The 19,382-nt window shown below is 66.4% G+C and carries 19 protein-coding genes; 6 read left to right on the top strand and 13 right to left on the bottom strand.

The features are described from left to right. Positions 1 to 40 precede the first annotated feature (40 nt). A complete protein-coding gene (locus ACP69Z_RS00630) occupies positions 41 to 316 on the top strand; it encodes a PilZ domain-containing protein (RefSeq protein ID WP_426265625.1) in 276 nt (91 codons plus the stop codon). Here the strand turns inward: ACP69Z_RS00630 and ACP69Z_RS00625 are convergent. The 5 genes from ACP69Z_RS00625 to hflK form a co-directional block, all read right to left on the bottom strand. Beyond that, the gene (locus tag ACP69Z_RS00625; RefSeq protein ID WP_426265624.1) at positions 313 to 1,455 is read right to left on the bottom strand and encodes an N-acetyltransferase; all 1,143 of its coding nucleotides are present in this window, start codon (positions 1,453 to 1,455) and stop codon (positions 313 to 315) included. The two genes, ACP69Z_RS00630 and ACP69Z_RS00625, sit on opposite strands and share 4 nt — an antisense overlap. Before the next feature lie 8 nt (positions 1,456 to 1,463). Continuing rightward, positions 1,464 to 3,095 carry a helicase HerA-like domain-containing protein gene (locus ACP69Z_RS00620; RefSeq protein WP_426265623.1) on the bottom strand — a complete coding sequence of 544 codons (1,632 nt, stop codon included), beginning with the start codon at positions 3,093 to 3,095 and terminating at the stop codon, positions 1,464 to 1,466. Positions 3,096 to 3,159: 64 nt separating this feature from the next. After that, entirely contained in the window at positions 3,160 to 4,704 is a 1,545-nt protein-coding gene (locus ACP69Z_RS00615; RefSeq protein ID WP_426265622.1) for a Do family serine endopeptidase, read from the bottom strand. Positions 4,705 to 4,808: 104 nt separating this feature from the next. Beyond that, a complete protein-coding gene (gene hflC / locus ACP69Z_RS00610; protein WP_426268013.1) occupies positions 4,809 to 5,669 on the bottom strand; it encodes a protease modulator HflC in 861 nt (286 codons plus the stop codon). Further along, a complete protein-coding gene (hflK, locus tag ACP69Z_RS00605) occupies positions 5,669 to 6,790 on the bottom strand; it encodes an FtsH protease activity modulator HflK (RefSeq protein WP_426265621.1) in 1,122 nt (373 codons plus the stop codon). Before hflK ends, hflC begins: the two co-directional genes overlap by 1 nt. Before the next feature lie 99 nt (positions 6,791 to 6,889). On the opposite strand from hflK, the gene ACP69Z_RS00600 reads away from it, so the two are divergent. Next, entirely contained in the window at positions 6,890 to 7,831 is a 942-nt protein-coding gene (locus ACP69Z_RS00600) for an Mrp/NBP35 family ATP-binding protein (protein ID WP_426265620.1), read from the top strand. Here the strand turns inward: ACP69Z_RS00600 and ACP69Z_RS00595 are convergent. From ACP69Z_RS00595 to lptF, 6 genes are all read right to left on the bottom strand, one after another. Further along, entirely contained in the window at positions 7,828 to 9,174 is a 1,347-nt protein-coding gene (locus tag ACP69Z_RS00595; protein WP_426265619.1) for a TldD/PmbA family protein, read from the bottom strand. The genes ACP69Z_RS00600 and ACP69Z_RS00595 overlap by 4 nt on opposite strands. 16 nt (positions 9,175 to 9,190) lie before the next feature. Further along, positions 9,191 to 10,105 (bottom strand): 4-hydroxybenzoate octaprenyltransferase, encoded by a 915-nt coding sequence (gene ubiA, locus ACP69Z_RS00590; protein ID WP_426265618.1) that lies wholly within the window; start codon positions 10,103 to 10,105, stop codon positions 9,191 to 9,193. A gap of 49 nt (positions 10,106 to 10,154) precedes the next feature. Then, positions 10,155 to 10,892 carry a sterol desaturase family protein gene (locus ACP69Z_RS00585; RefSeq protein ID WP_426268012.1) on the bottom strand — a complete coding sequence of 246 codons (738 nt, stop codon included), beginning with the start codon at positions 10,890 to 10,892 and terminating at the stop codon, positions 10,155 to 10,157. 157 nt (positions 10,893 to 11,049) lie between these two features. Then, positions 11,050 to 11,730 (bottom strand): DsbA family protein, encoded by a 681-nt coding sequence (locus ACP69Z_RS00580; RefSeq protein WP_426265617.1) that lies wholly within the window; start codon positions 11,728 to 11,730, stop codon positions 11,050 to 11,052. A 37-nt stretch (positions 11,731 to 11,767) separates the two neighbouring features. Continuing rightward, positions 11,768 to 12,862 (bottom strand): LPS export ABC transporter permease LptG, encoded by a 1,095-nt coding sequence (lptG, locus tag ACP69Z_RS00575; RefSeq protein WP_426268011.1) that lies wholly within the window; start codon positions 12,860 to 12,862, stop codon positions 11,768 to 11,770. Next, positions 12,862 to 14,067, bottom strand: coding sequence for an LPS export ABC transporter permease LptF (gene lptF / locus ACP69Z_RS00570; RefSeq protein WP_426265616.1), 1,206 nt, complete (start codon positions 14,065 to 14,067; stop codon positions 12,862 to 12,864). The genes lptG and lptF overlap by 1 nt, the downstream gene beginning before the upstream one ends. 242 nt (positions 14,068 to 14,309) lie before the next feature. Here lptF and ACP69Z_RS00565 point away from each other — a divergent pair, with 242 nt between their 5' ends. Both ACP69Z_RS00565 and ACP69Z_RS00560 read left to right on the top strand, forming a co-directional pair. Next, positions 14,310 to 15,278, top strand: a complete 969-nt coding sequence (locus ACP69Z_RS00565) for a diacylglycerol/lipid kinase family protein (RefSeq protein ID WP_426268010.1) — start codon at positions 14,310 to 14,312, stop codon at positions 15,276 to 15,278. Between the two features lie 4 nt (positions 15,279 to 15,282). Further along, complete coding sequence (locus tag ACP69Z_RS00560; RefSeq protein ID WP_426265615.1) at positions 15,283 to 16,155, top strand: hypothetical protein; 873 nt, start codon at positions 15,283 to 15,285, stop codon at positions 16,153 to 16,155. 6 nt (positions 16,156 to 16,161) lie between these two features. Here the strand turns inward: ACP69Z_RS00560 and ACP69Z_RS00555 are convergent, their stop codons facing one another. Continuing rightward, the gene (locus ACP69Z_RS00555; protein ID WP_426265614.1) at positions 16,162 to 16,548 is read right to left on the bottom strand and encodes a PaaI family thioesterase; all 387 of its coding nucleotides are present in this window, start codon (positions 16,546 to 16,548) and stop codon (positions 16,162 to 16,164) included. 81 nt (positions 16,549 to 16,629) lie between these two features. Between ACP69Z_RS00555 and ACP69Z_RS00550 the strand changes: the two genes are divergently transcribed. Then, positions 16,630 to 16,872, top strand: a complete 243-nt coding sequence (locus ACP69Z_RS00550) for an acyl carrier protein (RefSeq protein ID WP_426265613.1) — start codon at positions 16,630 to 16,632, stop codon at positions 16,870 to 16,872. Positions 16,873 to 16,896: 24 nt separating this feature from the next. Next, positions 16,897 to 18,135 (top strand): serine palmitoyltransferase, encoded by a 1,239-nt coding sequence (spt, locus tag ACP69Z_RS00545; protein ID WP_426265612.1) that lies wholly within the window; start codon positions 16,897 to 16,899, stop codon positions 18,133 to 18,135. Here spt and ACP69Z_RS00540 read toward each other — a convergent pair. Beyond that, on the bottom strand, positions 18,128 to 19,321 hold the full coding sequence (locus ACP69Z_RS00540; RefSeq protein WP_426265611.1) for a hypothetical protein: 1,194 nt from the start codon (positions 19,319 to 19,321) through the stop codon (positions 18,128 to 18,130). The genes spt and ACP69Z_RS00540 overlap by 8 nt on opposite strands. Positions 19,322 to 19,382 lie beyond the last annotated feature (61 nt).

Below are 19,382 nucleotides of genomic sequence, written 5' to 3'. Positions count from 1 at the left end.
TAGGCCTGTCCAGGCCGATTCTCCCGTAGAGGACTGTTGCGTGAAGATTGACGAGGACTGGCCCGAGCGTCGTCACCGCCACGACGTCGAACTTTTGGCCGAAGTCCATTACCCCGACGGCCACACCAGCAAGGCCGCCGTGTCCAACCTGTCGCTCGACGGCTGCCGCCTGACCGGCTGGTTCCGGATCGGCGACCGTCTCGAACTCACCATTCCCAAGATCGGGCGGGTGCGTGGGCAAGTGCGCTGGGCAGTCGGCGGTCACGCCGGCATCCGGTTCGAACGCGCGGCGGTGGCCGACGGCACGGCTGATTAGAGCGCTTTTTCGTAGATGCGGTAGATCTTGCTCCGCTCCGATCCCCGCAGGTCGGCGATCGCCAGCATGCCGCCATTATCCTCCAGCACCCAGCCGAACTCGCCATGGCTGGCGCCATAATGGTCAACGCTGTTCTTGCGGCAATATTCGATCATCATGAAGGCGAGTTGCCCGGCGAGGCGGCCGCCCTGATGCTTCTTGGCGACGCCCATCAGCGGCACACGCATCCGGTGCACCCGCGGCTTGCGGAGGCGCCACAGGAGCTTGGCCCAGCCGAACGGGAACAGATTGCCATCAAGGTCGCGGGTCAGTTCGTTGATGTCGGGCAGGGTGATCATGAACGAAGCGGGTTCGCCGTCGACCTCGCAGATCACCACCAGATCCTCGAAGATGATCGGCTTCAGCTTCTTGCCGGCATAAGCGATTTCGGACGGGGTCAGGGGGATGAAGCCCCAATTGTCCGACCACGCATCGTTGAGGAGATTGAGGATGATCGCCGCTTCCTCGTCGAACCGGCTCTTTTCGACTTCGCGCAGGCGGATACGGCTGGAGCGCTGGCCGGCCTGGATCAGGCGCTGGGCAAGCGGTTCCAGCGGAACGCGGATGTCGAGCGCGTAGCAGTAGAGGTCCTTGGCCTTGGTGTAGCCTTGGGCTTCGATCTGCGCTTCGTAAGCCGGTCGGTGGTGCCCCATCATCGCGGTGGGCGGATCGTCGAAGCCTTGGATTTCGAGGCCTGGTTCATCCCAGATCGAAATGCTGATGGGCCCGAGCGCACGGGTCATCTTGCGGTCGCGCAGCCACTGTTCGGCGGTGGCGATCAGAGCCGGGCCGGCTTCCTTTTCGCTGTCGAGCACCTCGTACATGCCCCAGTTGCCGATCCCGGGACCCATGTGCTCGAGCACCAGGCGGTCGATCTGCGCCGAGATGCGACCCACCGGACGGCCGTTCCGCTCGGCCAGGAAGAAGGCCGCTTCGCCATGCTCGAACCACGGGTTCTCACCTGGCGTCATCAGGCCGAGCACTTCGGATTTCAGCGGCGGCACCCAGACGGGATCGTCCTTGTAGACGTCCCACGCTAGGTCGACGAAGCGCTTCTTGTCGGTCTTGGTGGTGACCGGCCGGATGACGAGATCGGACATTGGACGCCTTATTTGAGGAGGCCGCCGAGGATGCCGCGGAGCAGGCGGTTGCCGAGCGAGCGACCGACCGACGAGGCGGCGGAGCGGGCCGCGGACTGGACCGCCTTGTCGAACATGGTCGGGCGCGCCGCTTCGCGGGCCTGGCGTGCGGCTTCGCGCTCGGCGGCGACGCGCTCGCGTTCGGCGAGGCGGTCGGCTTCGCGCTGACGACGATCGGCTTCGCGCTGGGCCAGGGCATCCGCGCGGGCCTGCTCCTTGGCGAGGCGGGCGTCTTCCTTGGCCTGCAGCGCGGCGGCCTTGGCTTCTTCCTTTTCGGCGCGGGCTGCATCCGCGGCGGCGGCAGCTTCGCCGGCCTTGGCCTTGAGGATTTCCTCGGCGCTGTCGCGGTCGATGGCGGTGTCGTACTTGGACCCGATCGCGTCGGTGCTGACGAAGATGGCGCGCTCCTGCTCGGACAGCGGGCCGACCCGGGTCGCGGGCGGGCGGATCAGCACCCGCTCGACCGGCGAGGGGCTGCCGTCGGGGAGCAGCAGCGAGACCAACGCTTCGCCGACCTTGAGCTCGGTGATGGCGCTGGTGACGTCGACCTCGGGGTTCGGTCGGAAGGTCTCTGCCGCGCTCTTTACCGCCGCCTGATCGCGCGGCGTGAAGGCGCGCAGCGCATGCTGGATCCGGTTGCCGAGCTGGCCTGCGACCTTGTCGGGAATGTCGATCGGGTTCTGAGTGATGAAATAGACGCCGACGCCCTTGGATCGGATCAGCCGGACGACCTGCTCGACCTTCTCGAGCAAGGCAGGCGGGGCGTCATCGAACAGCAGGTGGGCTTCGTCGAAGAAGAAGCAGAGCTTTGGCTGATCACTGTCCCCGACCTCGGGAAGCAGTTCGAACAGCTCGGACAAGAGCCACAGGAGGAAGGTGGCGTAGAGGCGCGGGCTCGCCATCAATTTGTCGGCGGCGAGGATGTTGACGATCCCGCGGCCGTCTTCGCCGAGTTTCAAAAAGTCCTCGAGGTCGAGGGCCGGCTCGCCGAAGAAATGATCACCGCCCTGGTTGCGGAGCTGCAGCAGGCTGCGCTGGATGGCGCCGATGGTGGGTTTGGCGACATTGCCATATTCGAGCGTGAGCTCATCGGCGCGCTCGCCGCAGGCGACCAGCATCGCCTGAAGGTCGTCGAGGTCGAGGAGCAGCAGCCCTTCCTTGTCGGCGACGTGGAAGGCGATGGTGAGAACGCCTTCCTGCACTTCGTTAAGGTTCATCAGCCGGGCAAGGAGCAGCGGCCCCATCTCGCTGACGGTGGTGCGGATCGGGTGGCCTTGCTTGCCGAACAGGTCCCAGAATTGCACCGGGCAATCGCGATAGTGCCAGTTGGTGATACCAAGCTCGGCAGCTCGGGCGGCGAAGATCTCGTGGGTCTTGGCGGTGGGGGAGCCAGCCATGGCAAGGCCCGCCAAGTCGCCTTTCACGTCGGCGACGAAGGAGGGAACGCCGGCGGCGGAGAAGCCTTCCACCAGACCTTGCAGCGTCACCGTCTTGCCGGTGCCGGTTGCGCCGGCAATCAGGCCGTGGCGGTTAGCGCGTTTCAGTTCCAGTTGCTGCGGTGCTGCCCCGCCGCTGCGTGCGCCGATGAAGATGCTGACCATGATCCGAACCCGTCCCTCGCTTGGGCGGAAAGCCTAGCGAGGGACGGAAGGATAGGCGAGAGGGTCAGCGGCGAACGATGTCGACGCCGATCGGATACTCGGGCAACTGTCCGCGCTTGACGAACAGCAGCACCGCCGTGCGGCCGGCCCGGCGCGCCGCATCGACGGCGGTCGCCACCTGCGCGGTAGTGGTCACCGGCTGCCGGTTGACCGACAGGATGACGTCGCCGCGGCGAATGCCCTTTTCGCCGGCATCGCTGTTGGGATCGACATTGGTGACGACGAGACCGCGGGTGGTTGCCGGCACGTTGACGGCGCGCGCGATGTCGGCCGTCAGTGGCTGCAGCGACAGGCCGAGCGCCTGGCCGGCGGGGACGGCCGGGGCATTCTGATCGTTGGGATCGAACGCCTGGCCCTCCGGCGTGGCGCCGTTGATCTTGGCGAGTTCCTCATCGGTCGGGCGCTGCGCGACCACGGCGTTCAGCGTCTGGCGCCGACCATCGCGGAGCACTTCGATCGGCACGCGCTGACCGGGGGTGACGTTGGAGATGAGATAGGAGGCGGTCTCATCCGGGGTAACGCTGCGGTCGCCGACACGGACGATCACGTCGCCCTGCTGCAACCCGGCGCGCTCGGCCGGCTGGCCTGGCACCACCGAACGAACGAGTTCGCCGCTGTCCTTGGGGATGCCAAGCGCGGCGGCGCTGCTTTCGTCAAGCGGAAGCAGGCCAATGCCGAGGTAGCCGCGCTGCGGACGCTGGCCGCGGCGCAGGCTGTCGATCACCGGGCGAGCAAGTTCGGCAGGGATCGCGAGGCCGATGCCGACGCTTGCGCCCGTCGGGCTGATCAGCGCCGAGTTGATGCCAATGACGTTGCCGTTGAGATCGAACATCGGGCCGCCGCTGTTGCCCATGTTGATGCTGGCATCGGTCTGGATATAGCGGTCGTAGGCGCCGGCGCCGGTAATCCCGCGGTGCAGGGCCGAGATGATGCCGGCAGTAACGGTGCCGCCAAGGCCATAGGGATTGCCGATCGCCATGACCCAGTCGCCGACGCGGGCGCGCTGGCTGTCGCCCCAGCTGACAAAGGGGAAGCCGTTGCCTTCGACCTTGAGCAGGGCAAGGTCGCTGGCGGGATCGCGGCCGATGATGCGGGCGGGAAGCTCCCGCCGGTCGGTCATGATCACCGTCACACTGTCGACCGTTCCGGTCCCGCCGGCACCCTGAATCAGGTGGTTATTGGTGACGACATAGCCGTCGGCGGAAATGAAGAAGCCGGACCCGAGCGACCCGGACTCCCGGGTCTGCGGCGCGGCTTCACCCTGGCCTTGACCGCCCTGGCCCTGACCGGGCTGGCCGAAGCGGCGCAGGAATTCGGCGAGCGGGTCGCTTTGCCCCTGGCGCACAGGCACGCGCTGTTTGGTCTGGATGTTGACCACCGCCGGCTGAAGCCGTGCAGCGAGGTCGGCGAAGGACACGGGGGCACCGCGCGGCGGCATGGCCGCAGGGGCATTCTGTGCGACCTGCGCGCCGACCGGTCCGGGGGCGACGATCGAGAAAGCGCTCCCGCCGATCAGCAGGGCAGCCGCGACACCATAGGCATAGCGCACTCTGGGAGACTCCTTGGCGAACTTCATATGGTCTTCAACTTCCCTTGAGTAGAGGCCTGTCGCATTTCTGCTAGGTCAAACGCCTGAACTGGCGATTGACGGCATCAGCGCCCACCCCCCCGGGTGAACTCTCGCAGGAATTCATTCTGCGGAGAGAGGATTACATTCGTCGGACGGGCTTTGCCGTCTTCGCCGACAAAGGTCCGCTGATAGGCCTGCATGGCGCGGTAGAAGTCGTAAAAGGCCGGGTCCTTGCCGAAGCTGGCGGCATAGGTGCTCGCGGCCTGCGCGTCGGCTTCGGCGCGGATAACCTGCGCCTGCCTTGCACCGGTGGCCCGGATCGAGCGGGCTTCCTGCTCACGCGCGGTGCGCATTCGCTGGTAGGCGCTCTCGAGCGGAGTGCCGCTGGGAAGATCGGCACGCTTGATGCGAACATCAACGATCTGCACGCCATATTGGCGTGCGATGGTGTCGAGGTTGCGGCGGATGTTTTCCATCGCGCCCTGCCGCTCGGGGCTGAGCAGGTCGGCGAAGGGGCGGCGGCCAAGCTCGTTCCGAAGCACAGAGCCGAGGATCGGGCGAAGCGCATCGCTGACCCGCTCTTCCGAGCGCGCGCGGATGTACATGCGAAGCGGATCGACCACGCGGTAGCGGGCGAAGGCGTCGACCTCAAGCCGCAGCTGGTCGGTCGACAACACCTGCTGACGCTCCATGTCGACATCGCGGACGCGCTTGTCGATCCACACGATCTCGTCGACGAACGGGAACTTGAGCGCAATGCCAGCCCCGTTGCCGCCGATCACCTGGCCGGAGATGGTGCGATTGAGGATCCGGTCCGGCTTGCCGAAGCGGACAATCAATGCCTGGCGGGTTTCGGGGACGATCACCACGCTCGATAGGAGGGTGATCAGCAAGGCGAGGATCACGAACCCCGCGACAAGGGGGCGGCGAAGCAGCGTGTCGATCATCGGCCCGCTCCTGCGCTCGGCGCCTGGGCACCCGGCTCGGCAATCGCCGCTGCGGGGGGCCTGGTCTGGTTCAAGGGCAGGTAGGGCGTCACGCCCGGTGCCTCGACGATGGTCTTGTCGACGTTCTGCAGCACACGCTCCATGGTCTCGTAATACATGCGGCGGCGCGTCACCTCGGGGGCGAGGCGATACTGCTCATACACCTTGTCGAAGGCCGTTGCTTCGCCCTGGCTTAATTGAGCGAGCTGAAGCGCATAAGCGCGGGCCTGGTTGATGTCGCTCTGCGCGGCTTGCTGCGAGGCGCTGACCGCCTTGAACGCGTCGTTGACCGCGGCAGGGGGATCGGCCTGCTTCACCGCGACGCCCTGGATCAGGACGCCCGACTTATAGGTGTCGAGAATGCGCTGCATGTTTTCCTGCACGCGGTTCTCGATCTCGCCGCGACCTTCGCCGATCGCTTCGTCGAGGGTCACCCCGGAGAGAGCCGCCCGCATGGCGCTTTCGGCGACCTGCTGGATGGTTTCTTCGGGGTTCTGGATCTCGAACAGGTAAAGCTCGGGATCGCGCACGTTCCAGCGAACGGAATACGCAATGTCGACGATGTTCTGGTCGCCGGTCAGCATCAAGGTTTCCGCCGTGGTCGAGCCAAGGTCGACGGTGCGGATGTTTTCGACGTCGATCTTCTGCACCCGCTCGAAGGGGCTCGGCAGGGTCATGCCGATACCGGGGCCGAGCGTTCGGCTGTAGCGGCCGAGTTGCGTGACCACGCCGCGTTCTTCGGGCGCAATGCGGTGGAAGCTGGTGAAGATCAGCCACAACAGGACAACGGCAAGAAAGCCCCAGGCGATCAGCGACTTGCTGGGCGGGCGGGCACCGCCACGGCCCCGGCCGCCGCCGAAGCGGGCACGGCCGCGGGCGAGGAATTCGTCCAGGCTGGTGACGCTGGCGCCCGGCCCGCGCGGGCGACTCGCCCCAGGCGATCCCCACGGGCTGGATGGCCCCGGGTTCTCCGACCCGCTTCCGCTGCTCGGCGGCGGGGTCGGGCCGCTGCCCGAACCCCAAGGTCCCTTGTTGTCCGCAAAAAGGCCGCGCGCGCGTGCCGCCCACCCCGGTGTCATGTTCATGGGGACAGATATAGAAGCGGGTGCGGCATTTAACAGTGGGGGCGGAACAATGAGACCTTGTGCCGGGTCCGAGGAGGCTTAACTGCGCTCGCCATGACCCTTGATCCCTCCTTGTTCGGCGCCGATGCGCCCCGCCTCCGTTCGACCCGGCTTGCCGAGGGGGTGGCGACGCTGGTGGTGGATGCGACCGGGCTTGGCGACGCCGATCGCGCGGCGTTGGAGGCGCGGCTGAAGGCGCGGGCAGGGGCGGAAGCCGGCGTGTCCGAGGTGCGGGTCGCGATGACCGCAAGCAAGGCCGCCGGCCCCAAGTTGATCGCGGTGGGCGCTGGCAAGGGCGGGGTCGGCAAGTCGACCGTGTCGGTCAATCTGGCGGTCGCGCTGGCACGTCTGGGCCACAAGGTGGGAATCATCGATGCGGACATCTACGGCCCGTCGCAGCCGACCCTCCTCGGCACCAGCGAACGGCCGGAAGCCAAGGACAAGCAGCTGATCCCTGTGGAAGCGCAGGGCGTAAAGCTGCTGTCGGTAGGTCAGCTCGTCAGCCCGGGCCACGCGCTCGCCTGGCGCGGGCCGATGGCCTCGGGCGCCTTGGCACAACTGGTTGAAGGAGACTGGAGCGGCACCGAATTCATCATCGTCGACCTGCCGCCCGGCACTGGCGACGTGCAATTGTCGCTGATCCAGAAGTCGCGGCCGGTGGGCGCGGTGGTGGTCTCGACCCCGCAAGACCTGTCGCTGATCGACGCGCGCCGTGCGATCGACCTGTTCGGCAAGACCAGCGTGCCCGTGCTCGGGATCATCGAGAACATGGCGGGCTATCAATGCCCCCATTGTGGGGAGGCGTCCGACCCGTTCGGAAGCGGCGGTGCGGAAGCGGCGGCGGCGGAGATGGGCGTGCCATTTCTTGGGCGCCTGCCTTTGTCCGCGAGCCTGCGCGCAGAGAGCGACGCCGGGCGACCCCCCGCAGGCGGCGATGGGCCGGCGGCGGCGGCGTTCCGGACGTTGGCCGAAGCGGTGCTGGCGCAGCTCGCCTAGGCGCTCGCCACCGTCATTTCGGGGACCAGCAGGGTCGGAGCGTCGATCCCGCGGCGCAGTTCGAGGTCGCTGGCGGGCTCCAGCGTTGCGAACATCTGCTTCAGATTGCCGGCAATGGTGATCTCCGCCACCGCGGCGCCGATCTCTCCTCCTTCGACCAGGAAGCCTGCCGCGCCGCGGCTGTAGTCGCCGGTCACGGGATTGACGCCCTGGCCGATCAGCTCGGTGACGAGGATCGCGCGGGGGACGGAGGCGAGCAGTTCCTCGCGACTTTTAGCGCCGGGCATCAGCATCAGGTTGGACGGTCCCGCGCCCGGGCTGCCGCCGACGGAGCGGCTGGCGTGGCCGGTGGGCTGGATCCCGAGTTGCCGCGCATCGGCGCTGGTCGCGAGCCAGGTTGTCAGCACGCCGTCGGCGACGAGGTCGAGCGGTCGGCACGGCAGCCCCTCACCGTCGGTCGCGCGGCTGCGCAGGCCACGCTGGCGAAGCGGATCGTCGCGGATGATGATCCCGGGCGCAAACAGCTGGGTGCCGAGTGCGTCCTGAAGAAAGCTGGTCTTGCGCGCAATGGCGCTGCCGGTGATCGAGGCGACGAAGTGGCCGAGCAGCGAGGTGGAAACGCGCGGATCGAAGAAGACCGGGCAAGCACCGGATGGCGGGCGCACCGGGTTGAGGCGGGCGACGGCGCGTGTCCCGGCCTTGCGGCCAATGTCCTCGGCCTCGTCGAGGTCTTCGAGGAAGCGGACGGAGTGCGAGGCATAATCGCGCTGAAGCCCGCCGGCGTCCCCAGCGATGACGCTGGCCGAGCAGCCGAAATGGCTGGAGCGAACCGCGCGGGAGAAGCCGGTGGAGGTCGCCAGGGCGACGAGGCTCTGGCCGCTGCTGGCCGACGCGCCGTTGCTGTTGCTGACGCCCGGCATGGCGCGCGCGGCCTGTTCGGCGATACGGGCGCGCCGTTCGAGATCGGCAAGCGGCGCCACCGTGGGGTCGAACAAGCCGAGATCGACCGCTTCGCCGTTGCTCAGAAGTGCAGGGTCGGCAAGACCGGCGTAAGGGTCTTCGGGTGCCTGACGGGCCATGGCGATCGCGCGCTCGGCCAGTTCGGCGAAACCGGCGCGGTCGAGGCTGGCGGACGAGACGGTTGCGGAGCGATTCCCGTCGAAGGCGCGGAGCGAGACTTCGAACGATTCGCTGTGGTCGATGTCTTCGAGTTCGCCGAGGCGGATCGAAATGCCGCTCGACCGGCTGATCCCGATCATCGCGTCGGCCGAGGAGGCACCGGCCTGGCGGGCAGCTTCGACAAGGGCGGCGGCAAGATCCGCGGCCTGGGGTTCGCTCAACATCGCCGCGATGTAGCGATTAGGCGGCTTGGCTCAACCCTACGGCGGCGAAACCCAGGGCTAGTAGCAGCCCGGTTAAGCGATTGGAGCGGAACAAGGCGAGCGCCTTGTCGCCATTGTCGGGGTCGGCGCGAAACGCTTGCCCGATCAGGTGAAGCGCGGCGGGGAGGAGGGCGAGGAGTGCGAGCGGCTCGGGTCGAACCGACCAGATGGCGAGGCTCCAGCCGATCAGCGCCACGATGTAGAACAGTCCGACGCCGAGCGCGGCCCGGCTGCCGAGGCGGCGGGCGGAGGAGCGGACGCCGACCAGCGCGTCATCTTCCTTGTCCTGGATTGCGTAAAGCGTGTCGTAGCCGACCACCCAGAACACGCTTCCGACCCACAGCCACCAGGCGGCGGGATCGAGGCCGCCGGTGACGCTCGCCCAGCCCACCAGCGCGCCCCAGCTGAAGACGAGGCCGAGCCACGCCTGCGGCCACCAGGTGATCCGCTTCATGAAGGGGTAGGCGGCGACCAGCGCCACGCTGGCGAGCGAGGTGAGCTGGGCAACGAGCGGGAGCTGAAGCAGCACCAGCAGGCCGACGAGGCAGAGAAGGGCGATCAGCACCCAGGCTGCGCGAGGGGAGACCCGGCCGCTGGCGAGGGGGCGGAGGCGGGTGCGGGCCACTTGGGCATCGAGGTCGCGATCGACGAGATCGTTGTAGGCGCAGCCGGCCGAGCGCATCGCAAAGGCGCCGAGCAGGAACCAGAGCGCCAGGTCCCAGCGCCCGTTCACGCCGCCGAGCAGCAGGCCCCACGCGCACGGCCAATAAAGCAGCCAGGTCCCGATCGGCCGGTCGAGCCGCATCAGGCTGGCATAAGGGCGCGCCGACGCCGGAAGCATACCGATCAGGCCGGTGCGCTCGCTATCGGGAACGAGATCGAGGGTGCTCACGAACGCGGCTTAGCCGGTCTCCCGCCAAAGCAGGAGACCCGTTTCAGCGTCAGGCCGCTTCGCGCTCCGGCGAGGCCTGGTTGTCGCCGCGCTTGCGCGGGTGTCCGGTGGCGACGATCCCGCCCGACAGCTTCTTCACCCACGGATAACGTGTCGCGACGTCCTCGGTGTAGCCGAGGTTGAACACGGTGGGGCTCTTCTTGGGCCGCTCCGGGCGGTCGTAGAAGGTGCCAAGCGCACGGTCCCAGAAGTAGCTGGTGATCCCGTAATTGCCGTTCTCGTCGTGGAAATGATGCGCCATGTGGCGCTTCTTCATTTCGGCGATGAGCTTGCTCTTGGGTTTGTAGGCAAGGTGCTGGATGCAGTGGACGAACTCGTACACGCAGGTGGTGAGGAGGCCCGTCGCCAGCGCAATCGCGCCGCCGCCGATGCCGCCGATGAAGTAGCCGACCGGCACCGTCACCAGCGCAATGGTCGGAAGCGTGGTGTGAAGCGCGCCGAACAGCACTTCGAGATGGTTCGGATCTTGGTGGTGATCGTAGTGGATGCGCTTCCAGGTGGAGGCGAGGAAGGGCACCTTGAACATCCAGTTGCTGTGCAGCACCCAGCGATGGAGGCAGTACCAGACCAGCGGATACAGGACGAGCACGACCGCGATCGCCGCCGCGGACTGCGCCGGGGTCGCCGGGTAAAGAGCGAAGACGCCGAGGCTCACCGCGGTGAGCAGGAGATAGCCGATGATCGCTGGATACTGGAAATAAGCGACCCACAAATCCTTGAGGGTCATGCGATCGAGATAATGCGACCGCCTCCAGATTCCGGGCTTAACACTGCTGCTCACGTGCTCTGACCTTGTTGAAATGCAAAGCGGCACTCCTCTTCGAGGATGTGCCGACCAGCCATTATCCTGCCCCGCCAATGCGGCGACAATGGGACAAAGGGTCCTATTGCGGCAGCAGCGCGAGAAGCTCGTCGGGCGTGCCGGTGGGGATACGGGCGCCCTTCCAGAAGAATGTCGGGGTTCCGGTCACGCCATTCAAGCGGGCGGTCATGTCGGCGTTGGTCACCCACGCATGATGCGAGGCATTCGCCAGGCAGGTGCCTGCTTGCATGGTGTTGAGCCCGTGCTTCTGCGCGAGCGCGAGCAGGCCCGAGGCCTTGGCGATCTCGCCGGCATGGCTGACAGGGCCGGCAAGCTCGGCTGCGTAGAGGCGGCTGCGGGTCGCTTCATCGGCGTCGGCCGCCTTGAGCGCGGCCTTGATCGCACCCTGGTCGGCCATCACCGCCTCGATAAAGGCGAGCCGGCGTGAAGGCGCGACGCAGCGGGTGAGGACGGCAGCGGCGCGGTCCTGCGGGAAGATCAGGAAGGGACGCCAGGAAAAGCGCAGGTTGCCGTTCTTGACCAGGCGATCGACCCGGCTGGTGGTCGCGGCGGCGAACTGGCCGCAATGGGGGCAGCCGTAGCTCGCATATTCGGCGAGGAGCGGCGCGCCTGCCTTGCCGAAGGTCCAGCCTTCTGCGCTTTCAACCGCAACGGCGCGGTGATCGGCGGCCGGAGCGGCCTTGGGTGCGGCGGCGGCCGGTGCGGCGAGAAGTAGGGCGAAACCTGCCAGAACTGCTTTCATGGCGTGATTGTTCAACCTTCAGAGAGACTTGGCAAGATCATTCCTCCGACCGGATCAGCACGGTCTCGCCGATCAGGAGGAACAGGAGAAACGGCGCCCAGGCGGCGACCAGCGGCGGGTAGGCGCCGATATTGCCGAGCGCGACGGCGAAATTGTCGACCACGAAATACGCAAAGCCAAGTGCCATCGCGATGGCGGCACGCAGCAGCACCTTGCCCGAACGCGCGAGGCCAAAGGCGGCCATGGCGGCAAGCAGGGGCATGAGGAGCGTCGACAAGGGCTGCGACAATTTGTGGAGGAGACCGGTCTCTGCCTCAGCCGTGCTCACCCCTGCCTGCTTCATCTCGGCAATATTGCCGCTCAGCATGGCGAAGTTCTGGGCGTCGGGATCGACCTTGGCGAGGGTGAAGCGCTGCGGCTCGACCCCTTCCAGGGCGCGCATGGTCGGCTGCTTCAGCACCGCATTCATGGCCGAATCGTAGATGCTGACATCCTCGAGCAGCCAGCCGTTTCCGTCCGGTCGCGCTCGCTCGGCGTTGATCAGGCGCGCGACCGTGATGTCCTGCCGCTCGACCAGCTGGAAGCCCTGGATCCGCACTCCGGTACCGCGGCCGGTCACGAACTTGGCATGGGCATAATCGTTGCCCGCGGTCACCCACACGTCGCTGATGATGCCGCTGTCGGGCGGGACCGGCTGGTAGCTGTTGCTCTCCCAGGCGCTGAGCTGGCGGCTGCCATTCACCACCACCAGTTCGTTGAAGGCGAACGAGGCGCCGGCGAGCAGGATGCTGGCGCCCAGCAGCGGGGCAAGCAACTGGTGGGCCGAAATACCCGCCGCTTTCATCGCCACCACCTCGCTGTTCGAGTTCAGGGTGGTGAAGGTGATCAGCGCGCCGAGCAGAAAGGAGAAGGGGAAGGCGAACGACAGAAGCTGCGGGTAGCGATAGCCAACGTAGCGCCACAGCTCGGCTTCGCCATTGCCGGGCACGGCCAGGATCTTGCCCGATTCCGATAGCAGGTTCAGCATCATCAGCACCATGCTGAGCGACACCAGAACGGCGAGACTGCGCGAAACGTAGAGCCACACGGTGTAACGGGCGAGCCGCCAGGACGGGAAGAAGTTGAGGTTGATCACCGGGCCGCACCCACCCGTCGGCGCGGCTTGGGCAAGAGCCGCTTGATGAAGCTCATCAGCTTGGCCCCGCCGCGTTCCAGCGCTCCGATCGGCTGACCCCCGGGCTTGGTCGCAAGCGTCAGATACATCCACACGATCAGCCCGGCGAACAGGAGAAAGGGCACATACATGACGAGTTCCACCGGAAAATCGCCCCGCGCACCCGCATCCTCGGCCCATTGATTGATCTTGTGATAGGCGACCACCATCACGATCCCGATGAAGATGCCGAGGCTGGAGCTCGATCTTTTGGGCGGCACGGCGAGGGCTACGGCCAGCATCGGCAGCAGCAGCATCAGGATCACCTCAACCAGTCGGAAATGAAGATTGGCCCGGGCCGCGAGGTTTTCCGCGCCGGTGGCACCACCGAAATAGCTGGCGCGGATGATCTCGGGCAGGGTCATCTCCTCCGCGTCATTCTGTGCCCGGGCCCGGAAGCTGTCGATACGCGGCAGCGTGATCGGCAGGTCGTAGCTTTGGAATGCAAGGGTGCGCGGGGTGGTGAAGCTCTGGTTCTGCTGGATCAGCCGACCTTGTTCGAGACGCAGAAGAATGGTGTTCGGATCGTCGGTGGCCAGGAACCGCCCGTGGGCCGCGGTGGCGGTTACCGCGCCGCCTTTCTGGTCGTCGGCCTGCACGAACAGGCCGTGCAGCTGCGTTCCGCCAGCTTCGCTGCGATCGATGCGGATGGTGAAACGCTTGGACAGGTTGTTGAACTCGCCCACCTTTAGGCTGGCGCCGAGCGCACCCGAGCTGAGATCGAAGCGCAGCCGTTCGTAGCCATAATGGGTCCAGGGCTGGAGCCAGCCGACCAGGAACAGGTTCAGCGCGGCGAGCACAACGGCATAGGCCATCGGCACCCGCAGCAGCCGCCCGAAGCCGGCCCCGATCCCGCGCAAGGCGTCGAGCTCGCTCGAGGTGGCCAGCCCGCGAAAGGCGAGCAGGATTCCAAGCAGCAGGCCGATCGGAATGCCGAGCGCGAAATATTCGGGCATCAGATTGGCCAGCATCCGCCACACCACGCTGATCGGTCCGCCGAGATTGATCACGAAATCGACCAGCCGAAGCAACTTGTCGAGCACGAGCAGCATGGCCGCCAGCACCAGGGTGCCGAACAGCGGAATGGCGATCGCTTTGGCTATATATCGGTCGATGAGTGGCATGCGCTTTTTCAGTCCGCCCCTCAACACCATGATTTGGCCGCAAAGCAAGCGCAACGATCACAATTGATCGCTTCCGTGCGTCTGCCGTCCGCTTCCTGAAGCGGAGCTGACGGGCGGTTCGGGTTAGCTTCTGGGTGCCGAGGACTTGTAACCGTGATGCGCAGCCTTTCCCAATTCCTTCTGCCGCAACTGTGGACGGCAGCGGCGTGCATCCAGGCTTCGGCTGGAGGCACCGTCCGCTGATGGGCAAGGCGCGGATCGCACTTCTCAGCAACCCCCGCTCGACCGGCAACATCTCGCAGCTGCCCCGGATCCGGGCGTTCTGTGCCGAGCATCCCGACATCTTCCATTACGAGGTGGAACGGGCCGAGCAGGTCGGCGACGCGCTCAAGACCATCGCGCTGGTCCGGCCCAAGGTGCTGGTCATCAACGGCGGCGACGGCACGGTGCAGGCGGCACTGACCGAACTCGTCAATGGCGGGCATTTCGGTGACGAACTGCCACCGGTGGCAGTGCTTCCGAACGGCAAGACCAACCTCATCGCGCTCGACCTCGGTGCGCAGGGTGATCCGGTGGAAGCGCTGCGTCGGCTGCACCTGATTGCTTCGGGCGAGCTCGAGAATCACCTTGTCGCACGCGAACTGATCGCGCTGACCAATGCGGCGCGGGTCAAGCCCGCGATCGGCATGTTCCTCGGCGGGGCAGGCCTTGCCGACACAATGCTCTACTGCCGCGACAAGATCTATCCGCTGGGCCTGCCGAACGGCGTCAGCCATGTGATCGCCGCGATCGCGGTGCTGTTTCAGCTGCTCGGCCTCACCGGGCGGTTCCTGCCGGCGCGTCCGATCCCGATCGAGGTCAAGGTTCGTCGTCAGGGAACGCTGCGCGGGCGATTCGGCCTGCTGGCGGTGACCACGCTCGAAAAGCTGCTCCTCAACAGCGAGCTGCGGACTGCGCGCAGCGGTTCGTTGAAGCTTCTGGCGGTCGAGCATCGCTCGAGCTCGATGCTGCGCGGGCTGTTCGCCGCGATGGGGGGCCAGCTCGGCCGCAAGAAGCTCGCCGGCGTCCATGTCGAGGAAGCCGACGAGATCTCGATCGAGGGTGCCGGCTCGTCCGTATTCTTGGACGGCGAGATGTTCCAGGCGGGGATCGGCGATCCGATCCGGCTGACCCGCTCGCCGCCCATGTCCTTCGTCCGGCTTGCCGCCTGATCCCATGACCGAGCTGCGGGAGTTGGTCGCCGACGAGCTTCGCATGCCCGTCGATCCACGAGTCGCGGCAATGGCGGCGGCGATCGCAGCGGCACATGGGACGGCGTCGCGAGCGGTGCTGTTCTATGGATCGTGCCTGCGCGATGTCGCGCTCGAAGGGGCGATGCTCGATTTCTACCTGATCGTGTCCGACTACCGCGCGGCCTATGCCAAGCGCTGGCTGGCCGCGGCCAACCGGCTGATCCCGCCGAACGTCTTTCCCTTCGCGCGTGGCGATCTGGCGGCCAAATATGCGGTGCTTAGCGAAGCCGACTTCCACCGCCTGAACGGCCCCGAGACGCGCAGCGTGTCGGTTTGGGCCCGCTTCGCGCAGCCGAGTCGGCTGGTGTGGGTTGCGGATGAAGCGGCGCGGGAGCGGGTCGTGGAGGCGGTTTCACGCGCCGCGCCGACCCTGCTGAGTGCGGCGCTGAGTGCCATTCCCAACGACAAGCCGCCGCTCGAGTTGTGGAAAGCGGCCTTTGCGCTGACCTATTCGGCCGAGCTTCGCGCCGAGAAGAAGGAGCGCGGAGTCAATGTCGTCGACCAGGACCCCGGCCGCTACCTGCGCTTCTTCGGTCCGGCGATGGCTGCGGCGCGGGCGTGCGGGCGGCGCTGCGGCGGATCGTGGGAGCGGCGGCGGATCGAGGGCAAACTCTTGTCCGTCGCTCGGCTCGCCAAGGCGAGCGCGACCTTTGCGGGCGGGGCGGACTATATCGCGTGGAAGATCAATCGCCACGCGGGGACCAAGATCGAACTGTCGCCCTGGCAGAAGAAGCATCCGCTGGTGACCGCCGCGATGCTGCTGCCGAAACTGCTTCGAAGCGGAGCGATCCGCTAGGCGCGACTATTCCGCGGCAAGCAGGAAGTTGATTCGCGCGCTGGCGATCGGCGTGCTGCGGTTCGTCTGCCAAGCAAAGGCTTCGACATTGGCGATCCGGGCGCCGAGCCGCTCGATCGTCGCACCGGCATAGGTGTCGCGGTTCTTGCCGCCGAGCAGGAAATCAACCGTGACCGAGATCGGCTTTGGCCTGAGCCCGCGGCCTTCGAGCGCGCGGGTCAGTTCGCCATAAGCGGCGAATTCGAGCAATCCGGCGATGGCACCGCCATGAAGATAGCCGGGCCGGCCCACCACATCGTCGTGGAACGGCATGACGAACAGGCTGTTGCCGTCCGCGCTCTCCTCGTTGCGCAGCTTCAGCAGTTCGGCATAAGGCGGGAGGCTGTCACTCATGATTGCGGCTCGTAGCGCGTGGTTGCCCGGATTTCGCCCCCTTGTTGCGCTTGGGGGGCGGAAACCGTAGCGAGACAAGCCATGACCGACCGCGAGACACGCAAAGAGCGCATCCTCAAGCTCATCGAGGACTTCAACAAGAAGGGCATCGCTGTGTCGGAAAACACGCGCTTCGCCCAGGACCTCGAATGGGACAGCCTGACGGTGATGGACTTCGTCGCCGCGGTGGAAGACGAGTTCGAGATCATCATTACGATGAACCGCGCGGCCGAGATCGAGACCGTGGGCGCGCTGATCGACGCCGTCGGCGAGCTGGAAGGCTAAGGCGTGACTGATCCTGGCCTCGCCATGACTGCTGACGCAGGCAAACCCGCGCCGCGCGGAACCGCGCCGGACCTGTTCGACAAGTTCCAGCCGCTGATCGACCAGCGCGAGGCGTTGCTGTCGACCGGTGTCACCGACCCGTTCAACCTGGTGATGGAGCGGGTCGAGAGCCCGACCGTCGCCATCTGCAACGGCAAGCGGACGATCCTGCTCGGCACCTACAATTACATGGGCCAGACGTTCGATCCGGACGTGCTCGCCGCCGGTCACGCTGCGCTCGACAACTTCGGGTCGGGCACCACCGGCAGCCGGGTGCTGAACGGCACCTACCAGGGCCACCGCGAGTGCGAGGAAGCGCTGAAGCGCTTCTACGACATGGACCATGCGATGGTCTTCTCGACCGGCTACCAGGCCAATCTCGGGATCATCTCGACGGTGGCGGGTAAGGACGATTACGTCATCCTCGACATCGACAGCCACGCCTCGATTTATGACGGCTGCGCGCTGGGCAACGCCCAGATCGTCGCCTTCCGCCACAATGACGTGGAGGCTTTGGAGAAGCGCCTGAAGCGGCTTCCGGCCGAAGCGGGCAAGCTGGTGGTGCTGGAAGGCGTTTATTCGATGCTCGGCGACACCGCGCCGCTCAAGGAAATGATCGCCGTGTCCAAGGCGGCGGGCGCGATGGTGCTGGTCGACGAAGCGCATTCGATGGGCTTCATCGGTCCCAACGGCCGCGGCGTCGCGGAAGAGCAGGGCGTGCTGGACGATGTCGATTTCGTGATCGGCACTTTCTCGAAGTCGGTTGGCACAGTCGGCGGTTTCTGCGTTTCCAACCATCCCAAGTTCGAGATCCTGCGCCTCGTCTGCCGGCCGTATGTCTTCACCGCGAGCCTTCCGCCGAGCGTGGTCGCCACTGCCGCGACCTCGATCGACCTGCTGCGCGGCGCCAAGGATAAGCGAGACCACTTGTGGGCCAACAGCCGGCGGCTCCACGGCGGGCTGAAGGATCTCGGCTTTACCCTCGGCACCGCGACGCCACAATCGGCGATCATCGCTGTCATCATGCCCGATCTCGAGCGCGGCGCGGCGATGTGGGAAGCCCTGCTGCAGGAAGGGCTTTACGTGAACCTCGCGCGGCCGCCGGCGACCCCGGCCAATATGACCCTGCTGCGTTGCTCGCTTTGCGCCCTCCACAGCGAGGAGCAGGTCGGCGAAATCCTCGGCATGTTCGAAGCCGCGGGCAAGCGCGTCGGAGTTATTTGACGGTCAGCACCCGCCAGTCGCCGGGCAGGTAATCGACGCTCTGGTAATAGGAAAAGGCGCAGCCACCGCTGGCGGTATAAGCGCCGCCCTTGAGCGTGCCGTAGGCGACTGAGCCGAGGAAGATCGGCGCTCCGCTGTCGCCGCGGCGGCATTCGGGGCCGCGCATGGTCACCCAGCTCGAGGTGCAAAGGCCGCCACAGAGGTCGCCCGGAGGGGCGAAGTCGGTCAGCTCGACCTCCGAGCAGGCATAGCCCGAGCTTTCGCCGCGCAAGCACAGCCAGTCGCCTGGCCGGGTCATCGGCCGTGTGGCCCAGCCGGTCACCGGCCGCACTTCGGTCTTGTCGCGATTGCTGAACACCAAGGGCTCGGCCGGGCCGACGCCGCCGTGGATCTGGATATCGTTCTGCGCTGCGCCCCAGGCGCCAAGCATCGGCAGCAGCCGCTCTTCGCCATCAGGCGCGCGCCAGGTCAGGGTGTCAGGGCAGTGAGCGGCGGTGGTGATGCCGACTTGGCCCTCGCCATTTCTGACCACGAAGCCGGTAGTGCAGCGAAAGCGGCGCCCTTCCGCGTTCGGCCCTTCGACCCGCCCACCGCCGATCGCGGCGCTGTCGACCAGTACGGCATCCAGCCGGCGCACTCGCACGGGCAGCCCCAGCCTTGCCGCCAGCAATGTCTCCACCTGGTCAGCGGACCGCGAGTCGCTCCCCGGACGCTGCATCACCACCAGCCCGCCCGTAACCGGGTCGACGCCGGCGCCGCGATAACCGGGGATCAACTGCGGCAAGAGGTAACGAAAACGGTCGAGCAGCCCCAGCGCATTGATGCGGGTGGTCGCCGCCTCGACCGAATAGCGCACCGGGATCGGCAGCCCGTTTGCCTTCTCGATCCGGTCTGACGGCAGCTCGCCGGGAGTAAGCCGTACGAGCAGGTGCCAGTCGGGTCGATGCGCGACGCTGATCGAAGCGAGCCGGTCGCGATAGCGCACACGCAGCGCATCGCTGACGACGATGCTTGCCCGTTGCTGGTCAAGCCGTCGCTGCGCTTCCTCGGCGGTGACACCGAAATTCTTGGCATAGCGCTCGGCGTCCGACGCCAGTGCCTGCTCGGGCGTGAGGCGGACGGGATCAGCCGCCAACACTGGCGTGGCGGCAAAAAGGTAGGCGAGCAGGGCAAGTTGGAAGCGCATCGTTAACCATCTGGCACTAGCCGCATTAACGGGCGGTTGTGCCGTCCTGAGTCGGCAATTA

It is taken from the genome of Sphingomonas sp. LHG3443-2, assembly GCF_049896405.1.
Lineage (GTDB): Bacteria > Pseudomonadota > Alphaproteobacteria > Sphingomonadales > Sphingomonadaceae > Sphingomicrobium.
This window is presented reverse-complemented; position numbering and strand designations above follow the sequence as displayed.